This is a genomic window from Alcanivorax sediminis (assembly GCF_009601165.1).
GTDB lineage: Bacteria > Pseudomonadota > Gammaproteobacteria > Pseudomonadales > Alcanivoracaceae > Alcanivorax > Alcanivorax sediminis.
In genome coordinates, this window is sequence record NZ_WIRE01000001.1 from 678810 (window position 1) to 700471 (window position 21662).

Annotated in this window: 17 protein-coding genes; 12 read left to right on the plus strand and 5 right to left on the minus strand. The window is 57.2% G+C overall.

The features are described from left to right. Positions 1 to 3: 3 nt before the first annotated feature. The 5 genes from GFN93_RS02940 to GFN93_RS02960 form a co-directional block, all read right to left on the minus strand. The gene (locus GFN93_RS02940) at positions 4 to 1287 is read right to left on the minus strand and encodes a choice-of-anchor Q domain-containing protein (RefSeq protein ID WP_153498921.1); all 1284 of its coding nucleotides are present in this window, start codon (positions 1285 to 1287) and stop codon (positions 4 to 6) included. A gap of 163 nt (positions 1288 to 1450) precedes the next feature. After that, positions 1451 to 4390 (minus strand): COG1361 family protein, encoded by a 2940-nt coding sequence (locus GFN93_RS02945; RefSeq protein ID WP_153498922.1) that lies wholly within the window; start codon positions 4388 to 4390, stop codon positions 1451 to 1453. Between the two features lie 688 nt (positions 4391 to 5078). Next, positions 5079 to 6893 carry an acyl-CoA dehydrogenase C-terminal domain-containing protein gene (locus GFN93_RS02950; RefSeq protein ID WP_153498923.1) on the minus strand — a complete coding sequence of 605 codons (1815 nt, stop codon included), beginning with the start codon at positions 6891 to 6893 and terminating at the stop codon, positions 5079 to 5081. A 490-nt stretch (positions 6894 to 7383) separates the two neighbouring features. Then, positions 7384 to 8193: an SDR family NAD(P)-dependent oxidoreductase gene (locus GFN93_RS02955; protein ID WP_153498924.1), complete on the minus strand. Its 810-nt coding sequence runs from the start codon at positions 8191 to 8193 to the stop codon at positions 7384 to 7386. 121 nt (positions 8194 to 8314) lie between these two features. After that, a complete protein-coding gene (locus tag GFN93_RS02960; protein ID WP_153498925.1) occupies positions 8315 to 10015 on the minus strand; it encodes a potassium/proton antiporter in 1701 nt (566 codons plus the stop codon). Positions 10016 to 10295: 280 nt separating this feature from the next. Between GFN93_RS02960 and mnmG the strand changes: the two genes are divergently transcribed. The 12 genes from mnmG to atpD all read left to right on the plus strand — a co-directional run bounded on the left by mnmG (position 10296) and on the right by atpD (position 21652). Beyond that, positions 10296 to 12191 carry a tRNA uridine-5-carboxymethylaminomethyl(34) synthesis enzyme MnmG gene (mnmG, locus tag GFN93_RS02965; RefSeq protein WP_153498926.1) on the plus strand — a complete coding sequence of 632 codons (1896 nt, stop codon included), beginning with the start codon at positions 10296 to 10298 and terminating at the stop codon, positions 12189 to 12191. After that, positions 12188 to 12823, plus strand: a complete 636-nt coding sequence (gene rsmG / locus GFN93_RS02970) for a 16S rRNA (guanine(527)-N(7))-methyltransferase RsmG (protein WP_153498927.1) — start codon at positions 12188 to 12190, stop codon at positions 12821 to 12823. Before mnmG ends, rsmG begins: the two co-directional genes overlap by 4 nt. A gap of 65 nt (positions 12824 to 12888) precedes the next feature. Then, positions 12889 to 13686, plus strand: coding sequence for a ParA family protein (locus GFN93_RS02975; RefSeq protein ID WP_328594173.1), 798 nt, complete (start codon positions 12889 to 12891; stop codon positions 13684 to 13686). A gap of 74 nt (positions 13687 to 13760) precedes the next feature. Then, a complete protein-coding gene (locus GFN93_RS02980; protein WP_153498928.1) occupies positions 13761 to 14678 on the plus strand; it encodes a ParB/RepB/Spo0J family partition protein in 918 nt (305 codons plus the stop codon). 390 nt (positions 14679 to 15068) lie between these two features. Further along, complete coding sequence (locus GFN93_RS02985) at positions 15069 to 15497, plus strand: ATP synthase subunit I (protein WP_328594174.1); 429 nt, start codon at positions 15069 to 15071, stop codon at positions 15495 to 15497. A 16-nt stretch (positions 15498 to 15513) separates the two neighbouring features. Further along, positions 15514 to 16425, plus strand: a complete 912-nt coding sequence (gene atpB / locus GFN93_RS02990) for a F0F1 ATP synthase subunit A (protein WP_153498929.1) — start codon at positions 15514 to 15516, stop codon at positions 16423 to 16425. A gap of 56 nt (positions 16426 to 16481) precedes the next feature. Further along, positions 16482 to 16703, plus strand: coding sequence for a F0F1 ATP synthase subunit C (atpE, locus tag GFN93_RS02995; protein WP_007151035.1), 222 nt, complete (start codon positions 16482 to 16484; stop codon positions 16701 to 16703). Between the two features lie 49 nt (positions 16704 to 16752). After that, on the plus strand, positions 16753 to 17223 hold the full coding sequence (locus GFN93_RS03000; protein WP_153498930.1) for a F0F1 ATP synthase subunit B: 471 nt from the start codon (positions 16753 to 16755) through the stop codon (positions 17221 to 17223). 15 nt (positions 17224 to 17238) lie between these two features. Beyond that, positions 17239 to 17775, plus strand: coding sequence for a F0F1 ATP synthase subunit delta (locus GFN93_RS03005; protein ID WP_153498931.1), 537 nt, complete (start codon positions 17239 to 17241; stop codon positions 17773 to 17775). A gap of 16 nt (positions 17776 to 17791) precedes the next feature. Next, positions 17792 to 19336, plus strand: a complete 1545-nt coding sequence (atpA, locus tag GFN93_RS03010) for a F0F1 ATP synthase subunit alpha (RefSeq protein WP_153498932.1) — start codon at positions 17792 to 17794, stop codon at positions 19334 to 19336. A 23-nt stretch (positions 19337 to 19359) separates the two neighbouring features. After that, positions 19360 to 20220, plus strand: a complete 861-nt coding sequence (gene atpG / locus GFN93_RS03015; protein WP_153498933.1) for a F0F1 ATP synthase subunit gamma — start codon at positions 19360 to 19362, stop codon at positions 20218 to 20220. Positions 20221 to 20269: 49 nt separating this feature from the next. Further along, positions 20270 to 21652 (plus strand): F0F1 ATP synthase subunit beta, encoded by a 1383-nt coding sequence (gene atpD, locus GFN93_RS03020; RefSeq protein ID WP_153498934.1) that lies wholly within the window; start codon positions 20270 to 20272, stop codon positions 21650 to 21652. Positions 21653 to 21662: the final 10 nt, after the last annotated feature.

Consider the following 21662-nt stretch of genomic DNA (forward strand, 5'->3'; position numbering starts at 1 on the left):
TGCTCAAGGCGGGGGCTGAATGGTAAAACGGACGCCCTCCCGAGTCTGGATGCCGCCATGGCCGTTAACGCGCAACGATTGGCCCGGCTTGAGGTGCAGGGTTGCATCACGTTGCACGCGCGGTAGCGGTTTGAGCAGTTGAAGGGTGGTTTCACCATTGAAGACCTGAGGGTCCAGTGTCAGGGTGCTGAGCTGTTTCGAGGCGTTGAGCAGGGCAAGGGCGCCGCGCAGTGAACAGTCCTCACTCAGGGAGGTGCAGCGGCGCAGATCGTCGTCGGAGAGGGTGTCCACCTGCAGCTGGATCACGGCCTGTTTTTCGAAGGCACCCATGTCCGCGATGCCGCCGGCAAAACGGGGGTCGCCGTTACCCCGTTGATCCCATTCCAGTGCCTCACCTTTCTCATCAACGGAAAGCGCGTTATCCGCCTGGTTGATTACCGGGCTGTTGCCGCGCAGGGGCAGTGACCGGGTTGGCCCGTTGTAGTAACCCAGCATATCCAGTCTGGGGTCTTCCTGAAAACGAGGTGTACCGCAGCCGTCGGACTGCATGATCAGATTGGCGTGACTGTCTGGCTCCGTGGGGCTGCGGCACACGGCATCCTTTCCGGGCACATTGTTGGCAACAATGTTGTTGGAAAGCTGCAGTGCTCCATGGCGAAATAATCCGGCGGCCTGCGGTGCCTGGTTGGCGATGATGGTGTTGTGGGTCAGGGTGAGTTTGCCTTGATCGGAATACAGAGCACCGCCTTGCTCGCTGGCATGATTGTCGAGCAGGGTGCTGTTGATCAGGGTGAGGCTACCGCCTTGCTGAAAGATGGCCCCACCCAGCGTGGCCTGGTTATTCATCAATAACAGGCTGTCGAGTACCAGATTACCCTCACTGAAGATGGCCCCGCCCTTGTCTGCCTTGCCGTTACTTAGCGTCAGATAGCGAAGCGTGAGATCAATATCGGGCTTTAGCCGTATCAGGTTGAAGTGCTTGCCTGCATCCAGAGTGATGCCTGTGGGTCTCCACAGTCGCTCCGGTATATAGCCGTCGATGATCAGGGGATCAGTAATATCGGGAAGGGGGTGGCGGAGAATAAGCGTGTGCGGTTCTTTGAACAGGTCGCTGACAAATCGAATGATATCTTCGCCCGGCTGCTGATTGGCGAGATCAATGGCATGAGCCAGGGAGCCAGGTCCGCTGTCACCCGGGTGGGACACAATGAATTCCTGAGCCAACGCAATGGGGCTGACCAGAACAGCGCCGATCCACAGGCTGGCATAGCGGGTCCATGAAGGCATTGGATTATCCTTAATCCCTGTTGCACTTTGGGTACACCCAGACCGATATCCTGATCATAGCACCTGGCCAACGTTTGCACAGAGGATCCCGGAATTGCGCGATTTAGCATAAAAAAGGGCCGATCAAAGATCGGCCCTTTGGCTTACCTCCTTACCTGTTGTGTCAGCAATCTCCAGCGGTGTAGTCCGCAAGATCCCGAGTGCCGTTGGGATCAGCCGGCGGGATGATGGCGCCATCCGCATCTTCGATACTCACGTCGTCGCCGGAGTTGTTGTACTCATCCAGCAGACCTTGCAGACGATTGATCTCTTTGCGGTTGTTGCCACTAAGTGCATTCACCATAGCGTCGATCAGGGACAAACCGGTTTTGGTATCGGTGGGTACGGTAGCCCCGTTGCTGAGTCCGTCATTGAGAATGGCGGCCATCAGTTGCCAGGAGGAGTGCAGCTTGGTTCGACAGATCTGGGTACGGCGAGCACCGTCTACAGCGTCGGACTGTTTGCCCATGCTGGACCAGAAGATGCCGAACACGTCTGCGCAGTCATGCAGGGTCTTCCAGCCAAGATCGATGGGGAACGCCACATGGTCACGGGCAACGTGGCAGGTGTAACCGAAATCGACCGGACTCGGGTAGTTACGATCGCCATCGCTGCCATGGGACTTCCAGAAGCCCAGGGTGCGAGTAGCGTCACCGCCTTGCTGCACATCGCAAGTGTCACCCGCAGAGTCTTGCAGCACGTTCGGCAAGCCGGTCATTGCGGGTAGCGTTGCAGTGATATCCACCTGGGTGGTCACCGGGCTGGTGCCTGCAATCACACCGGCTTCGATCCGCAAACAGCCGTCAGACGCATTGTTGTCATAGGTACAGCTTTCACTGGTACCAAACATCACGTCCAGATCATTGATGCCGAGTATGGGATCACTGATGTCCACCAGCAGATCCACGTCGCCGGTATTGGTGATATCAATCCGGAAGTTGGCAGAGGTACCTGGTTCCACCGGTTCACTCAGACAGGTCTTGGTGACGGTAATGCCAGGCTTAACCACCGTGACACTGTGGTTGTCATTATCCGAAGCGGTGTTGCCAAAGGTGTCACTGGCACTGACGGTGACCGTGTTGACCAGTGGATCGGTGTCAGTGGCCTGGGTGGTGCGGGTGAGCTTGATGGTACAGCTGCTGCCGATATTCAGCGTCGCGGGCGACACCGGGCAATCGCTGGAGGTAATGGCGGGATTGGTGCCATCGGCCAGATCACCCAACAGGCTGTCCATTACGCTGTCCAGCGTCAGATTGGAATCGGAGCCGCCACCATTGGCAATGGTGATAACGTAGTTCACTGCATCACCGGCCTTGGTGAAGTTGTCGCCGGTTTTGGTGACCGTAATGGTGCTCTCGCGACGTTTCACCCGAACCGTCACGGTGTCGGTATCCGCCACCACATTGACGAATCCGGCGGGACTACAGCTCACTGATGCCGTGTTGATAATGCTGCCGGGATTATTGAGTGCGCCGGAGTTGGCGGTGATGGTCTGGGTGGCGCCAGGGGTCACCATGATATCGATGGTATTGGCATTACCATCACCATCAGTGTCATTGGGATCAATGGCGAGGGTATTGTCGGTCACGGTGCAGGACAGCGTTGGCGTATTACTGCTGCTGGTATTTTTCACCAGAATTTTATACGTCACCGAATCGCCTTGAAGAATCTGTGCGGGGCCATCATTGAAGCCCCCGTTACCATCACTCACCTGCTTGTCCAGATCCACAGAGGGGCTGAACAGATCGACATCATGGCTGCTGGAATCAGAAGCGGTATCTGTGCCGAACAGGTAGGTAGCGGTAACGGTATTCTTCAAAGGGCTGCTGACATCCGGCACGGTGTAGTCGTACTCGATAGTACAGATGTCGCCGGCCTCAAGAGCGGAGCCGCAGTTTTCGAACTTCATGATGGCGGCATTGCTGCCATCGGTAAGATCACCCACCAGAGTGTCATTGATCAGGTTCTTGGTGATGGGCAGGGCGCCGTCGTTTTCAATTTCGACCTTGTAGCTGACTGTATCACCCACCTTGGACAGGTCCGGACCGGTCTTGCGCACATCCAGGCTGCACAGATCGAAGTCGTTGATCACCATGTCTTCCAGCTCTGCCGTTTCGGACTGGGATTGGCGGGTCTCGGCAATGTAGGCACCAATGCAGGGAATCTCGCCGTCATACAGGGCACTCAGGTTCAGGCCACCTTCAAAGTAGGTAATCGCCGGAAAGTCCGGGCTGATACCGTCTACCCCTTTGGTGGTATAAGGCCAGGGTGCCGTCGTCGCAATCGGGTTGGTAACCCCGCAGGCTTGATCATTGGCTCCACTGTCGCCGCAGTCAGAGCTTTCAATGGCCAGGGTCAGCTCGCCCTGTGAAGGCGCAACGGGTTGGTTGAGCTTGTTGTTGGGGCCCCAAGTATAGACATCATAACGACCCACGCGGCCACCATTGGTGAGATCCGCTTGAACCAGAATGTCGCCCGGTACATGACCATGACTGAAGTCGCCGCCCTCAATGGCACTGACCGGGTTCTGCAGGAACCAGAAACCGATGGCGGCATCTCCGTTGGGGGCATAGGAATCGAGACCGAAGAACAGGAAGTAGTCATCCTTGCCGTCCTGGTTCACATCCACGCCCGGGGCGCGCTCCAGAGAGATGAACACATGGCCAATATCATTCTTGTCATTGGCGCTGCCGAGCTTCCATCCCCAGTCCCGCTTTCCGTTGAGGATATCGTTGGAATCCTTGGCGCCGGCAAAAATATCATCGCTGCCGTCATTCACCTTGTCGATGTGGAAGGCCGACACGATATGGGTTGAGGCAGCAATGCCTGTACAGGCCCCCGTTCGATCCGGGTCGATAAAATCACAGTAGATGAGGTTGGCATCACCGCCCGGTACCCCGCCCTCATCAATGGCATTTTCATCCAGTTCGAAAACACCGGTGTCATGGGATGCCTGTGCAAGCGTTGGCATCAACAGGCAGACGAAAGCAGCAAGCAGCACTCTGCCTGCGCCTGTTATCTGACTCTTGAGCCAGGTTCTGTGGTTGAAGATTTTCGGCTTCATGATTCTCTCCATAAATCCATTGGGTCACGTCCTTTTGAGCAGAGCCGTCCTGGCCCTGTTTCCCCCTTGTTCTTTCCCAGAGGTCTCTCGGAAAAAATGCATCAAACTGCAATGAAAAGACCGATTCCTATTCGTTCCAGATTGATTACGTCGAGAGTAAAACTGCCGTGAAGGGAATGCATGATAGGTAGAAATAATGAGGCGGAAATTGAGGTTTTTGATTTCCGGGAAATGCGACAGAGGGGATCAGAGATTGGCGCTTAACAGGTTAAAAAACCGAGTCAATTTTTTCGTCTTTTATGAGATTCCCAAATGGGGAAAACCCATTCCTGAAATTGGGAATTTGGTACGGACAAAAATTAACAATTAGTTTTTCAAAGACTAAGAACAGGACACAAATGGAAGCGCGGCATTCCCAAAAAAAGGAATCAAAAATCATGATAATTTTTATGAGGTTGGCGACTGTCATTGAGATTTATTTACAGCTTTGCCTGCTAACCATCGGATCTTTAGATCAAAGGGAGTCGCTTGATTCCAGATTATGAAACAGTGATTTTCATGAGGTGAAAATTTCGCTGTGAAAAAGTGTCGTTGCGGTTTTGGGAGAGTGAATGGCTGATTGGAGACTGAAAAAAAGGGCGATCCGAAGATCGCCCTTTTTTACTGCACTGCGCATCAACGCTGAAGATTACTCATAGTCGAAGGAGAAATCTTCGGCTTTCAGCTTCATGATGCTGCGGGTCGGCTTCAGGGCCGCTTCCGCGTGACCCTTGGCGCTGGGCAGCATGCGCTCGAAGTAGAACTCGGCGGTGGCCAGTTTCGCCTTGTAGAACTCGGCAGGCTCGTTACCGCCATTCTCCAGCTTGTCCTTGGCTACGCCTGCCTGCAGTGCCCAGAAGTACGCCATCATGGCGTAGCCGCTGTACATCAGGAAGTCGTAGCTGGCAGTGGAAACGATGTCACGATCCTTGGCGGCTACCAGCATGATGCGGGTCGTCAGGTAGTTCCACTCGGCGGCAATCTTCAGCAGCTTCCAGGCAAACGGACGCAGCTTGGGATCACGCAGGTTCTTGGTGCCGAATTCCACCAGCTGTTTGGTGAAGTCACGGACACACTTGCCCTTGGTGGTCAGCAGTACTTTACGACCCAGCAGGTCAAGTGCCTGGATGCCAGTGGTGCCTTCGTACAGGGTGGAGATACGTGCGTCACGCACGATCTGCTCCATGCCGTGTTCCTTGATGTAGCCGTGGCCACCGAACACCTGCATGCCGTCGTTGGCTACTTCCAGACCTTTCTCAGTGAGGAAGCCTTTCAGGATTGGGGTGAAGAAGCCCAGCTCGCTATCCCAGTGCTCGTACTTCTTCATGTCGTTTTCCAGGATGCCGGAAATCATGTTATCGGCGTACTGGGCAGAGAAGTACAGCATGGCGCGACCACCTTCGGCGATGGCCTTCTGCTTGAGCAGCATGCGGCGTACGTCACCGTGATGGATCAGGCTATCAGCAATGGCATCCGGCTCTTTCTTGCCAGACAGCGCACGCATGGACTTACGCTCTTTGGCGTAAGGCAGGGCACCCTGGTAAGACAGTTCAGCGTGGGCGATACCCTGCATGGCGGTACCCAGACGTGCGGTGTTCATAAAGGTGAACATGCACTCCAGGCCTTTGTTTTCCGGGCCGATCAGGAAGCCGGTAGCTTCATCAAAGTTCATCACACAAGTGGCGGATGCCTTGATGCCCATTTTCTTTTCCAGGGATCCCACATTCACACCGTTGTCTTCGCCGATCTTGCCCGGCAGGTACTTCGGTACGATGAACAGGGAGATACCCTTGGTGCCTTTCGGCGCATCTGGCAGGCGAGCCAGCACGATGTGGACAATGTTTTCCACCATGTCGTGATCGCCGGAGGAGATGAAGATCTTGGTGCCGGAAATCTTGTAGCTGCCATCCGCCTGCGGCTCGGCCTTGGTCTTTACCTGACCCAGGTCAGTGCCACACTGGGGCTCGGTCAGACACATGGTGCCGCCCCAGGTACCTTCGGTCAGCGGTACCAGGTACTCCTGCTTCTGCTCTTCAGAGCCGTGCAGCTGGATGGTGTTCATGGCACCCAGAGACAGGCCCGGGTACATGGAGAATGACCAGTTGGCGGTGGCCATCATTTCCTGCTTGATCAGGCCCAGAGACATGGGCAGGCCCTGGCCGCCGTACTCCACCGGGTGGCTCAGACCCTGCCAGCCACCAGCCTGGAACTCGGCATAGGCTTCCTTGAAGCCTTTCGGAGTAGTGACCACGCCATTTTCCAGCTTACAGCCTTCCTCATCACCGCTCTGGTACAGCGGACCAATCGTGTTTTCACACAGCTTGGCCATTTCACCGATGATGGCTTCCACCATATCCGGGGTAGCGTCTTCACCGTTCGGCAAGGTCTTGTAGTGACTCTCGAAATCGAACACTTCGTTCATCAAAAAGCGCATGTCGCGCACGGGAGCCTTATAGTTCGGCATCGGAATTCCCTCGGTCAGAATCAGTCAGGCTGTCATATAGGGACAGCGGATCACGGGGCGCATTGTTGGGGAAAGCCAGGGTAAAGACATTGACTGTCAAGGCGGCCGGGGGTCGGCGTTACGGTGAATGGGCGTTCACGGAGAATTGAGCTTCGAGCTGCTACTAGACAGGAAAACGGAACATTGCGTCGAAGCCGCGGTAGGAACGTAGCGAAGCGGAGTAACGCACGGAGTGCGGCCCCGAAGGGGGGAGCGCAGCGAGTAACTTGCCTGCAAGCGATCCGAGCCTGGGCGAGGTAAAAAGGTTCTAGTCACGAGTACCGAGTTTTGAAAGGCAGAACCCCAAACCTGATGCCCGGCTACCGGTTTTAGGTTTTCGAAACTCGGTACTCAAAACTCGCTTCTGGAATCCTTACCTCGCCTAGGCTCGGATCGCTTGCAGGCAAGTTCCCACAGCGGCGTTGTAGCAAGGGTTTTCCTCGCAGCTGCCCTACTTCTTCCCCTTCCAGCTATACATCGATGTGGATACGCCGATGCGGTAAGCCACCTCGTCCCATATCTTTTGAGGCAGCGCGGCCTTCAGCAGCTCGGTGGATTTGGCAATGGGAGGTTCGATCACAAAGCTGTCTTTCTTCTGCATGCCCTTGATGATGCTTTTCACCACTTTCTCGGGCGTCAGCATGGGGGTGAACATGGGTGTCTTCACGCCATCGAACATGCCGGTGGAGATGTAGCTGGGGCAGACGGTCGTCACCGACACGTGCTTGATCTTGCGCACACTGAGCTCCAGACGGATGGATTCGGAGAAACCCACCACTGCCCATTTGCTCGCTGCATAGGTACTGCCATAGGGCAGTCCCACAAAGGCGGAGGCGCTGGCAATGTTGACCAGGTAGCCCTGTTTGGCCTGAATCAGATCCTCAAGGAAGGCATGGGTTGTGGCGATCAGCCCTTCGGTGTTGATGCGGAAAGTATTCAGGTGCTGTTCCAGGTCTACTTGCTCGAACTCGCCACCGAACACAACCCCGGCGTTGTTGATCAGTGCGGTGATTGGGCCCACTTCCTCGTGGAGTTTGTCGCGGAATTTGGCAATGGAAGCAATCTTGCTCACATCCAGTACATAGGGATGGGCCTTGCCACCGGCAGCCTTGATGCTGTCTGCCACTTCCCGGGCGGCACTGATGCGCCGTGCGGTGACAATAACCTCGGCCCCCTGCCTGGCAAATTCATGCGCCATCAGGGCGCCAATGCCGGCGCCAGCACCAGTGATCAGAATACGGTGATTATCGAAACGGGCCATGATCCATCCTTGTGTGCTTGAGGGGTTGAGTGAGGATTCGCGAGTGACGAGTTTCGAGTTGCGAAAAGCCAAACCGGTTTTGCCTTTCGAAACTCGCGTCTCGTCACTCGATACTGATGTTTTACCCCGGCAGTTTCAGGCCAGCCATTACCACCAGCCCGTCTTCTACCGATCTGGCCCGCAGTCGCAGGCCACTGATGCGTACCGTATCACCGACCACCGCCTGTTTCCCTACCTGTTTGGTAAACAGCTCTGCCACGGTGAGGCCTTGCCAGAGTGGAGGAGGGGATTCGACGCCGTACACGGCCACCAGCTGTGCCACCGGGGTTTTACCGAGCACAGAGAAGTTGCCGTAATAGCGTTTTTCATCCTGACTCATGTAATGACAGAGGTCAGACAGGGCCGGTTTGTGGGCCAGTGGTGCCAGCCAGCTGATCAGGTCGCCGGCTTCAATCACGGGCTCGTCTCTGGGGCTGTGCACCTTGTGCTCGCGATACAGCATCAGCGGGGTGCGATCTTCTTCAGAGAGTTCGGCCAGGGGTTTGCCCACGGCCTTGGCGCCGGTCTCTACCTCGAACTGCAACAGGTAGCGGTCCCGCGGCGCAGCCAGCGCCACCGTTTGCCGGGGTTCCGTGGAGGGCGGGATGGACACTTTCATGCGCCGCGCCATGAAGCGCAGGCTGGCGCCTTGGCCGACCAGCGAGATCAGCACCACCACCAGGGTGATATCGAACAGCAGATAGGTCTGCTCTACACCGGCCAGCAGCGGGAACACCGCCAGGACAATCGGCACGGCGCCCCGCAGGCCGGTCCAGGCAATAAAAACCTCTTCCCGTGCCTTGAAGCGGAAGGGCAGCAGGCTGATCCACACGGCAACGGGGCGAGCAAGCAGCATCAGGAAGCCGGCCACGGCCAGGGCCCACATCAGGTGATCGGTGAGCCGCGAGGGCGTCACCAACAGACCCAGGATCAGGAACATACCGGACTGGGCCAGCCACGCCATGGAATCCATGGACTTGAGCACGTTGTCACCAGTACCACCACCTCGGTTCCCGGCCACCAGGCCGGTCAGGTAAATGGCCAGAAAGCCGGAGCCACCGGCCAGGTTGGTGATAGCAAACACCATGGCGCCGCCGCTGCACAGCAGCAGGGCATGCAAGCCCTCGTTGCTGCGTACCCGCAGCAGCAATTCGCTGATCACCACACCCAGTAAGAGGCCCAGCAGGGCACCCAGGCCAAATTGTTGCAGCAGGGTCCAGATCATGCCGAAGCCCCAATTGGCATCCGGATCCACCAGCATGCCCACCAGCATCAGGGTGATAAAGATAGCCATGGGGTCGTTGAGGCCGGACTCGATCTCCAGCGTGCTGGCCACCCGCTCATTGAGCCTCACCCCGGCTCCCTTGATGACGCTGAACACCGCCGCCGCATCGGTGGAACCGATGATGCCACCCAGCAACAGCCCCACTCGCCAGTCGACCCCCATCAGCCAGGTCGCGAAGGCACCCACCAGCCCGGCAGAAATGGCCACGCCAAGGGTGGCCAGGCTCAAGGCCGGCCACAGACCGAGTTTGAAGGTGCTTAGCCGGGTGCGCAGGCCGCCATCCAGCAGGATCACCGCCAGCGCGATGTTGCCGATGACATAGGCGGTGGAAAAGTCGTCGAATTCAATCCCGCCCAGGCCGTCCTCTCCGGCCACCATCCCCACCACCAGAAAGATCAGCAGCGATGGCACCCCGAACCGGGCACTCAAGGAGCCCAGCAGCAAGCCGGTAAACATCAGGCCGGTGCCAATCAGAAGAAACAGGTTGAGAGAATCCAAGGGGTTTTCCGGTTAAGAGAGATCAGGGTTCTATAGTAGAATAGCTTACACGCAAGCGGTGGTGCATGGATTCAGTCGCGAGTGTCGAGTTTCGAAAAAAAGAAAATCAGGCTGAGGGTTTTGGCCTTTCGCAACTCGCTCCTCGAAACTCGTTACTCGCTTTACGCTCTGGTTTGCGTGGCGTGTCGCGTGATGCTTGCAGCATGGTGCGTTCCTTCTATACTATCGCGCCCTTTGATCATATTTTGAGCAGCAGGCAAGCCTGCGAGGTTGTTGTCAGATGGATTATTCCCAGCGTTTTGGCGTGATAGTGATCGGTGGCGGTCATGCCGGTACCGAAGCCGCCCTGGCGTCTGCGCGTATGGGCGTGTCCACCCTGCTGCTCACGCATAATATCGAGACCCTGGGCCAGATGAGCTGCAACCCGGCCATTGGCGGCATTGGCAAGAGCCATCTGGTGCGCGAGATTGATGCCCTGGGCGGCGCCATGGCCCGTGCCACCGATAAAGGCGGCATCCAGTTTCGTGTGCTCAACGCTCGCAAGGGCCCGGCGGTGCGTGCCACCCGTGCCCAGGCCGACCGTATCCGCTATAAGGCAGCGATCCGCGAGACCCTGGAAAACCAGCTCAACCTGACCATCTTCCAGCAGCCCGTAGATGACCTGATCGTGGACAATGGCCGCTGTGTCGGCGCCGTTACCAACATGGGCCTGCGTTTTCATGCCGATGCGGTGGTGTTGTGTACGGGCACCTTCCTGGGCGGCGTTATCCATATTGGTCTGGATAACCATCAGGGCGGTCGCGCCGGCGATCAGCCGTCCAATGCCCTGGCCCAGCGCCTGCGTGAGCTGCCGTTCCGGGTGGATCGTCTCAAGACCGGTACCCCACCGCGTATCGATGGCAAGACCGTGGACTTCTCGGTGATGGAAGAGCAGTGGGGCGATACCCCGCTACCGGTGATGAGCTATCTGGGCAAGGTGGAAGAGCACCCGCGCCAGATCTGCTGCTATATCACCCACACCAATGCGCAGACCCACGACATTATTCGCAGTGGCTTTGATCGCAGCCCCATGTTTACCGGCGTGATCGAAGGTACTGGCCCGCGTTACTGCCCGTCCATTGAAGACAAGGTGAATCGTTATCCGGACAAGGATACCCACCAGATTTTCGTGGAGCCGGAAGGGCTGGATACCCACGAGCTGTACCCCAATGGCATCTCCACCAGCCTGCCGTTCGATGTGCAGCTGCAGGCGGTGCGCTCCATCCGGGGGTTCGAGAATGCTCACATTACTCGGCCCGGCTACGCCATCGAGTACGACTTCTTCAATCCCCAGGATCTCAAGCACAGCCTGGAGACCAAGCACATGCCGGGCCTGTTCTTTGCCGGGCAGATCAATGGCACCACCGGTTATGAAGAAGCCGGTGCCCAGGGGTTGCTGGCGGGCCTGAATGCGGCATTGCTGAGTCAGGAGAAAGAGGCCTGGACCCCGCGCCGTGACGAAGCCTACATCGGTGTGCTGGTGGACGATCTGATCACCATGGGCACCCAGGAGCCTTACCGCATGTTCACCAGCCGCGCGGAATACCGTCTGCTGCTGCGCGAAGACAATGCGGACCTGCGCCTCACCGAAAAGGGCCGTGAGCTGGGCCTGGTCGACGATGAGCGCTGGGTAGCCTTCAACGCCAAGCGCGAAGGCATGGTCAAGGAAGAGCAACGTCTGAAAGACAGTTGGGTGCGTCCGCAAACGCCCCAGGCGGAAGCGGTGAATGCCCTGATCGAAAAGCCGCTGACCCGTGAATACAGCCTGATGGATCTGCTCAAGCGTCCCGAGCTGGATTACGCCAGCCTGGCCGATGCGGTGGCGCTGGAAGATCGCCCGGCCGCCGACGTGGTCGAGCAGATGGAGATTCTGGCCAAGTACGCCGGCTACATTGATCGCCAGACCGACGAAATCGAGAAGCTGCGCGCCGCGGAGACCACCGTGCTGCCGGCGGACTTCGACTACGAGCAGGTGAAAGGCCTGTCCAACGAAGTGAAACAGAAGCTCGGCACCGTGCGCCCGGAAACCCTGGGTCAGGCCGGTCGTATTCCCGGTGTGACGCCGGCGGCGATCTCCCTGCTGATGATTTACCTCAAAAAACACCACCACCAGAAAAAGGCCGCCCAACAAGCATGAGCCTTCCTGCACAACTGGCCCGCACCCTGTCCCGGGGCATTGATGCCCTGGGCCTGTCCCTCAGCGACGATCAGCAGCGACTACTGCTCAACTATGTGGAGTTGCTGGTGAAATGGAATCAGGCCTATAACCTGACCGCCATCCGTGATCCGCAGGAAATGGTCACCCGCCACCTGCTCGATTCCCTGGCGGTGCTGCCCTACCTGGCAGACGGAGAAGAGGGCGACACCCTGGACGTGGGCACCGGTGCGGGCATTCCCGGCATCATCCTGGCCGTCTCCCGTCCGCACCAGTCCTTTACGCTGCTGGATTCCAACGGCAAGAAGACCCGTTTTGTGCGTCAGGCGCGACGTGAGTTGGGTCTGGATAACGTGGAGGTTGTACACGGTCGCGTGGAACAGTACCGTAAAGCACCATCACAAATTATTTGCCGGGCCTTTGCCTCCTTGTCGGACATGCTGGCGCTGATGACGCCCATAATGACTGACAATACCCGTCTGCTGGCCATGAAAGCGGCCAGTACGGAAGAGGAGCTGGCCACCTTGCCCGCGCAATGGCAAGGGCATCACCACACCCTGACGGTTCCCGGGCTGGACGAGCCGCGTACCCTGGTGGTGGTGAACAAGGCCTGATTCGCAGGGGATTTCGCGTCCGGCGACCAGCCTTTGGCGTCAGGCGTACTATCAAGGAGAACAGCGTGACCACCGTATTTGCCGTAGCGAACCAGAAAGGCGGCGTGGGGAAGACGACCAGCAGTGTTAACCTGGCCGCATCACTGGCCGCCACCCGCAAACGGGTGTTGCTGGTGGACATTGACCCCCAGGGTAATGCGACCACTGGCTCCGGGGTAGACAAGTTCGACACCGAATACACCATTTATGATGTCCTCTGTGACGAGGTGCCCACCGAGCAGGCCATCGTGGCCACGCCGGAAGACAGCGGTTTCGACCTGATCACCGCCAATGGGGATCTGACCGCGGCAGAAGTGCAGCTGCTCGATATGAAATCGCGCGAATTCCGCCTGCGCAATGCGCTGGCCCGGATTCGCGATCGTTACGATTACATTCTCATCGACTGCCCGCCGTCTTTGAACATGCTCACCGTCAATGCGCTGACCGCGGCGGACTCGGTGATCGTGCCGATCCAGTGCGAGTACTATGCCCTGGAAGGCCTCACTGCGTTGATGAACACCATCGAAAAGATCCGCACGGTGCTCAACCCCAAGCTACACATCGGTGGTCTGCTGCGCACCATGTACGACCCGCGCAACAGTCTGTCCAACGATGTGTCCAATCAGCTGATCAGCCACTTCGGTGACAAGGTCTACCGCACCATTATTCCGCGTAACGTGCGGCTGGCGGAGGCCCCCAGCCACGGCGCACCGGTGATCACCTATGATCCCAAGTCCCGTGGTGCGGTCAGCTATCTGGCCCTGGCCGGCGAGATCCTGCGCCGCGAACAGGCGCTCAAGAGTCCCCCGGCCGCGGCATCATGATGGCAGCCGACCGGAATCGTTTTTGCGCGTCAGGCGTCCGGCGCCTGGCGTCCAGCGTAATTTAAGGATTAACCATGGCGGTAAAGCGTAAGCGCGGTCTCAGCAAGGGCCTGGATGCCCTGCTCAGCAGCAACGAATCCTACCAGCAGCGTCACCAGGAAGAAGTCAGTATTCAGGCAGAGCCGCAACAGGACCCGGCCAGCCAGCCGCCCCGTGACGGCGACCTGCGCCACCTGCCGGTGGAATACATGGAGCGTGGCCGTTACCAGCCACGCCGTGACATGTCCCCGGACGCGCTGGAAGAACTGGCCGAATCCATCCGTGCCCAGGGCGTGATGCAGCCCATCGTGGTGCGCCCTCTCGGCGAGAAGCGCTACGAAATTATCGCCGGTGAGCGCCGCTGGCGCGCGGCCAAAATGGCCGAGCTGGATACCATCCCGGCGGTCATCCGCGAAGTGCCGGACGAAGCCGCCATCGCCATGGCGCTGATTGAAAATATCCAGCGGGAAAACCTCAATCCAATGGAAGAAGCCATTGCGCTGGGCCGGCTGAAAGAAGAATTCGGCCTTACCCACCAGCAAGTGGCTGATGCGGTGGGGAAATCCCGCGCCATGGTCACCAACTTGCTCCGTCTTATGGGACTGGAGTCGGATGTGAAAAAGCTGCTGGAGCATGGCGATCTGGAAATGGGCCATGCCCGCGCCCTGCTGGCGCTGGAGGGCAACAAACAAATCGAAGCGGCAAGGACCGTGGTGGCCAAAGGTCTGTCGGTGCGTCAAACCGAAGAGCTGGTTCGCGATTTCGAGAAAGCCAAGCCCGCCAAACAGGCTGCCCCCAAGGAAGATCCGAACGTCAAAGCCCTGGTCAACGATCTCTCTGAACGTCTCGGCGCCCCCGTGCAGCTGCAGTCCGGTCAGGGCGGCAAAGGCAAGCTGGTGATCAGCTATAACAACCTGGATGAGCTGGACGGCATCCTGGCGCACATTAAGTAGCACGCCAGATGCTGGATGCCTGACGCCAGACGCTGAAACCCCAATCTGCCTCTGGCTTTTGTGGGAGCGTGCCTGCAAGCGATTTCCGCCATTCGCGTGCGGGCACGCTCCCACAGCAGCACCTTACAGCCCCGCCCTTCGCCTGAAGAATGAAAAGTCTTGCACGGGGTAAACAAATAAATTTCCAGGTCCGTGAATGGCATTCCATTCGGGCCTGGCAACACCTTGAAGCAAGCGGGCCTTCCACCAAGGTCTAACTTTGACTAACAATCCACGCTCTACGGTTGCCACTTGCGTGTCAACTCCATATACTTCGCCGCGCTAACGATCAGGGTGCCCAAGACCTTGCGCCTGGTGCGGCATCAAATAGCATCAGCCAGAGGCTTCACGGTGACCACCAGTAACGAATTCCAGCCCCACAGAGCATTGTTCTGGGGGTTAATGCGCGCTCAGCTAGCCGCAATTGTGGTGTTCGCGCTGCTGGTAACGGCGCTGGCCGGAACGCTTTCCGGCCTGGTAGCGGCCTGGGGAGGCACTATCAGCCTGATCGCATACGCCTGGGGCGGCTTCCAGATTTGGATGCACCCCGGAAACCATGCACCAAAGCGCATGGCCACCGCGGCAGTACGGGCGGAAATGGGCAAGATAGCAATCATGTTATTGCTGTTCTGGCTGACATTTTCCAAGGTCCCTGAAACCCGGGAAATGAAAATTGCAATGGTTCTGCTGTTAGGCTTCCTGATCGCCCAGGTCGTGGGCTGGATTCAGGTAGCGCGCCTCGACGGGCGCACAGCAGGGCAAGACGGGCAAAACGACTGAGACTGTAGGTATCAATATGGCTGGTAGCTCTCCGGGCGAGTACATCAAGCACCATTTGGGTAATCTGACCTATGGCAAACTGCCCGAAGGCTATGTTCGTGAGTGTGACGGGCGTGAAACGGTTGCCCTGACCGAAAGCACCTGGACCTTTGCCTGTAACGGCAACGAAGCCAAAGACATGGGCTTCGCGGCATTCCACGTGGATTCCCTTGCCTGGTCCGGCGGCCTCGGCATCATCATGTGCCTGCTGTTCTGGATGGGCGCTCGCAAGGCGACCGCTGGCGTTCCTTCCGGCTTCCTGAACTTCATCGAAACCATCATCGAATTTATTGATACCCAGGTTCGTGACTCTTTCCACGGCAAGAGCAAGCTGGTGGCGCCGCTGTCACTGGTGATCTTCTGCTGGGTGTTCCTGATGAACCTGATGGATCTGGTACCGGTTGACTTTATCCCGGGCACCTTTAGCTGGATCATGACTTCCTTCTTCGGCTGGACTGCCCAGGAAGCCTACTTCAAGATCGTGCCCAGCACCGATCCGAACATTACCCTGTCCATGTCTTTCTCTGTGATGCTGCTGGTGATCTTCTTCACCATCAAGACCAAAGGCGTTGGCGGCTTTATCGGTACCCTGGCTCTGCATCCTTTCGAGTCCAGCAACCCGATCGTGAAAACCATTCTGATCCCGGTAAACCTGTTGCTGGAGACCATTGGTCTGCTGGCCAAGCCGGTTTCCCTGGGTCTGCGACTGTTCGGCAACATGTATGCCGGTGAGTTTGTGTTTATTCTGCTGGCCGCCATGATGGGCACCTGGCAGTTTATCGGTGCCTGGCCGTGGGCGGTGTTCCATATTCTGGTTATCACCCTGCAGGCATTTATCTTCATGGTACTCACTATCGTGTACCTGAGCATGGCGGTCGAAGACCACTAAGTTTTTTTAAACCGGTTTTTAATTAAACCAACCAAGCACTTAACGGGAGTGTAAAGATGGAAGGCATTCAATTTCTTGCTGCTGCTATCGTAGCTGGCCTGGCGGCCATCGGCGCAGGTCTGGGCTTCGGCATGATGGGTGGCCGTTTTCTCGAGTCTGTAGCTCGTCAGCCGGAACTGGCTCCGATGCTGCAAACCCGCATGTTCATCATCGCTGGTCTGCTGGATGCTGTGCCGATTATCTGTATCGCTATCGCGTTCCTGCTGATCTTCCAGTAATCGATCGCGTTTGATCCGGTAAATTACCTAACGCGATTGAGGTGATGGCATGAACATCAACATGACGATCATCGGCCAGGCTATCTGGTTCGCACTGTTCGTATTCTTCTGCATGAAGTTCGTCTGGCCGCCCATTTCCCGGGCACTGGAAGAGCGCAAGCAGAAAATTGCCGAGGGCCTGAGCGCCGCAGATCGTGCTGAGCGCGATCTGGAGCTGGCTCAGGAAAAGGCGACCGCCAATCTCAAAGAAGCTAAAGAGAAGGCGGCCGAAATCATTGATCAGGCCAATCGCCGGGCTAATCAGATTGTGGAAGAGGCAAAAGATGCCGCGCGCACCGAAGGTGAGCGTCTGGTAGCCAAGGCCCAGTCTGAGATTGACCAAGAAGTTAATCAGGCTCGCGAGCAGCTGCGTAAAGAAGTGGCAGCCCTGGCGCTGAGCGGTGCCGAGAAGGTACTGGGCGGCGAAGTAAACCAGGATGCGCACAAGCAGATGCTTGAGCAGCTGGCGGCTGAACTCTGAGACTACGGGTAACCCATGGCTGAACTGACCACCATCGCACGCCCCTACGCCAAGGCCGCCTTTGTTTTTGCAAAGGAACAGGGCGCCCTGGATAAGTGGGAAAAGATGCTGGGCCTGGCAGCAGCAGTGGCAGGTGATGCCAGCATGCGTGCTTACCTTGACCAGCCGGAACTGGATGACGCCGCCAAGGTTTCTGCCTTTGCAGAAGTCTGCGGTGAAGAACTCGACGAAAGCGGGCGCAACTTCGTTGCGCAGCTGGCGCAGAACAAGCGTCTGCCGCTGTTGCCGATCATCCTGCAACTGTTCCACGAGCTTCTTGCTGCGGAACAGCAGTTCACCGATGTGGAGTTGATCTCCGCTTTCGAGATGGACGACGCTGTTACCGAAAAGCTGGTAGCCGCTTTGAAAAAACGCCTTGGCACCGACGTGAATGTCACCACGTCTGTGGACCAGTCCCTGATTGGAGGCGTGCTGGTGCGAGCCGGCGATACCGTAATTGATGGCAGTGTGCGTGGCAGACTGAACCGTCTGGCAGAGCAACTGAACTCTTGAGTTTGAGGGATTAGAGATGCAGCAACTCAACCCGTCCGAAATCAGCGAGATTATCAAGTCGCGCATTGCGAAACTTGATACCTCCACCGAAGCACGTAACGAAGGTACGGTGGTATCCGTATCCGACGGTATTGTGCGTATTCACGGTCTTGCCGATGTAATGTTCGGTGAGATGATCGAGTTTGAGGGCGGCATCTATGGCATGGCCCTTAACCTTGAGCAGGATTCTGTTGGCGCCGTGGTACTGGGCGACTACCTGAGCCTGGCCGAAGGCCAGAAGGTACGTTGTACTGGCCGCATCCTGGAAGTTCCGGTAGGTCCGGAGCTGCTGGGCCGCGTTGTTGACGCCCTGGGTAACCCCATTGATGGTAAAGGTCCGGTTAACGCCGCCGTTACCGACGCCGTTGAAAAGGTAGCGCCTGGCGTTATCTGGCGTAAAGAGGTTAACGAGCCGGTTCAGACTGGCTACAAGGCGATCGACTCCATGGTTCCGATCGGTCGTGGTCAGCGTGAGCTGATCATTGGTGACCGTCAGATCGGTAAGACTGCGGTAGCCGTCGATGCCATCATTGCCCAGAAGGGCACTGGCGTTAAGTGTATCTACGTTGCGGTTGGCCAGAAGCAGTCCACCATCGCCAACGTGGTACGCAAGCTGGAAGAGCACGGTGCAATGGATCACACCATCATCGTTGCCGCTTCTGCTTCTGACCCGGCTTCCATGCAGTTCCTGGCACCCTTCTCCGGTTGTGCCATGGGCGAATACTTCCGTGACCGCGGTGAAGATGCCCTGATCGTTTATGATGACCTGACCAAGCAAGCGTGGGCGTATCGTCAGATCTCCCTGCTGCTGCGTCGTCCTCCGGGTCGTGAAGCGTATCCTGGTGACGTGTTCTACCTGCACTCCCGTCTGTTGGAGCGCGCCGCCAAGGTTAACGCAGAATACGTTGAGAACTTCACCAACGGTGAGGTGAAAGGCAAGACCGGTTCTCTGACCGCACTGCCGATCATCGAAACCCAGGGTGGTGACGTTTCCGCATTCGTACCGACCAACGTGATCTCCATCACCGATGGTCAGATCTTCCTGGAAACCGACCTGTTCAACTCCGGCGTACGTCCGGCCATGAACGCCGGTGTGTCTGTATCCCGTGTAGGTGGTGCAGCCCAGACCAAGATCATCAAGAAGCTCGGCGGTGGTATCCGTCTGGCACTGGCCCAGTACCGTGAACTGGCTGCATTTGCCCAGTTCGCTTCAGACCTCGACGATTCTACCCGCGAGCAGCTGGAGCATGGTCAGGCTGTGACCGAGCTGATGAAGCAGAAGCAGTACAGCCCGCAAAGCGTTGCTGAAATGGGTGTTGTACTGTACGCCGCTAACGAAGGTTACCTGAAAGGTATCGAGATCGAGAAAATCGGCGCCTTCGAAACGGCCATGCTGGACTACATGAACAGCGAAAAGAAAGCGTTGATGGACAAGATCAACGAGAAGGGTGACTACAACGGCGACATCGAGAGCGAGATCAAGGAATCTCTCGATCAGTTCAAAGCCACCCAGACCTGGTAATTCGCTGATAAAAGGTACTTCCTATGGCCAGCGGTAAAGAGATCAAAGGCAAGATTGCCAGCGTCCAGAGCACGAAGAAGATTACCCGTGCAATGGAAATGGTGGCAGCTTCCAAGATGCGTAAGGCACAAGAGCGTATGGCGGCTTCCAAGCCGTACGCCAGCCGCATGCGTCAGGTGGTTGCCCATCTGGCCAATGCTGATCTGGAATACCGGCACAGCTACCTGCAAGAGCGGGAAGTAAAGAACGTTGGCTACATCGTAGTGACCTCCGACCGGGGTCTCTGCGGTGGCCTCAACGTGAACCTGCTCAAGAATGTCGTCAAGAGCGCGAGAGCGTGGGAAGAACAAGGCGCCAAGGCCCAGTACTGCGTAGTGGGCTCCAAGGGTGTCTCTTTCTTCAAGAGTGTTGGCGGCACGGTGGAAGCGACCGTTTCCGGTCTGGGTGATACTCCTCACCTGAACGATCTGATCGGTTCCATCAAGGTAATGCTGGATGCCTATGACAACGGTGCGATCGACCGTCTGTACATCGTGTACAACGAGTTCGTGAACACCATGACCCAGGCGCCCAAGAACATTCAGCTGCTGCCGCTTGAAGCGTCAGAAGATGAAGAACTGAAGCGTCACTGGGACTACATTTACGAGCCTGCCCCCAAGGAGCTGCTCGACGAACTGCTGGTTCGGTTCATCGAGTCCCAGGTGTATCAGGGCGTAGTAGAAAACAACGCCTGTGAACAGGCAGCGCGTATGATCGCGATGAAAGCGGCCAGCGATAACGCCGGTGACATCATTCGTGATCTGCAGTTGGTGTACAACAAGGCACGCCAGGCTGCAATTACGCAGGAAATCTCCGAAATCGTTGGTGGTGCTGCTGCGGTCTGATCTGTCAGCAGATAGACGCGGCAAAAACGCAAGTTAAGAGGATGCAAGCATGAGTAGCGGTCGTATTGTTCAGATCATCGGTGCTGTTATCGACGTGGAATTCCCGCGCGAAAACGTACCGAAGGTATATGACGCCCTCACCGTGGACGGTACTGAAACTACGCTGGAAGTTCAGCAGCAGCTGGGCGACGGCGTTGTCCGTACCATCGCCATGGGCTCCACCGAAGGTCTGAAGCGTGGTCTCGGCGTGACTGACTCTGGTGAGCCGATTCAGGTTCCGGTAGGCACCAAGACCCTGGGCCGTATCATGGACGTGCTGGGTCGCCCGATCGACGAAGCCGGTCCTATCGGTGAAGAAGAGCGTATGCCGATTCACCGTGCTGCTCCGACTTATGCCGAGCAAGCAGCCACCAACGAACTGCTGGAAACCGGCATCAAGGTAATCGACCTGGTTTGCCCCTTCGCGAAGGGTGGTAAAGTTGGTCTGTTCGGTGGTGCGGGTGTAGGTAAAACCGTAAACATGATGGAGCTGATCCGGAACATCGCGATCGAGCACTCCGGTTACTCCGTGTTTGCGGGTGTGGGTGAGCGTACTCGTGAGGGTAACGACTTCTACCACGAAATGAAGGACTCCAACGTACTGGACAAGGTATCCCTGGTTTACGGTCAGATGAATGAGCCGCCAGGTAACCGTCTGCGTGTGGCGCTGACCGGTCTGACCATGGCCGAGAAGTTCCGTGACGAAGGTCGTGACGTACTGTTCTTCGTAGATAACATCTACCGTTACACCCTGGCCGGTACCGAAGTATCCGCTCTGCTGGGTCGTATGCCTTCTGCGGTAGGTTATCAGCCGACTCTGGCGGAAGAGATGGGCGTTCTGCAGGAACGTATTACCTCCACCAAGGTAGGTTCCATCACCTCCGTACAGGCCGTATACGTACCTGCGGATGACTTGACTGACCCGTCTCCGGCCACCACCTTTGCTCACCTTGACGCGACCGTGGTACTGAGCCGTGACATCGCCTCCAAGGGTATCTACCCGGCGATCGACCCGCTGGATTCCACCTCTCGTCAGCTGGATCCGCTGGTTATCGGTACCGAGCACTATGAAGTCGCTCGTGGCGTTCAGTCTGTACTGCAGCGCTTCAAGGAACTGAAGGACATTATTGCGATTCTGGGTATGGACGAGCTGTCTGAAGAAGACAAGCAGGTCGTATCCCGCGCCCGTAAGATCGAGCGTTTCCTGTCCCAGCCGTTCTTCGTGGCAGAAGTATTTACCGGTTCCCCGGGCAAATACGTCTCCCTGAAGGATACTCTGGCAGGTTTCCGCGGTATCCTGAACGGTGACTATGACCACATTCCGGAGCAGGACTTCTACATGAAGGGTTCTATCGACGAAGTGGTAGAAGCCTACAACAAGCGTAGCAAGTAACCTCCACCGG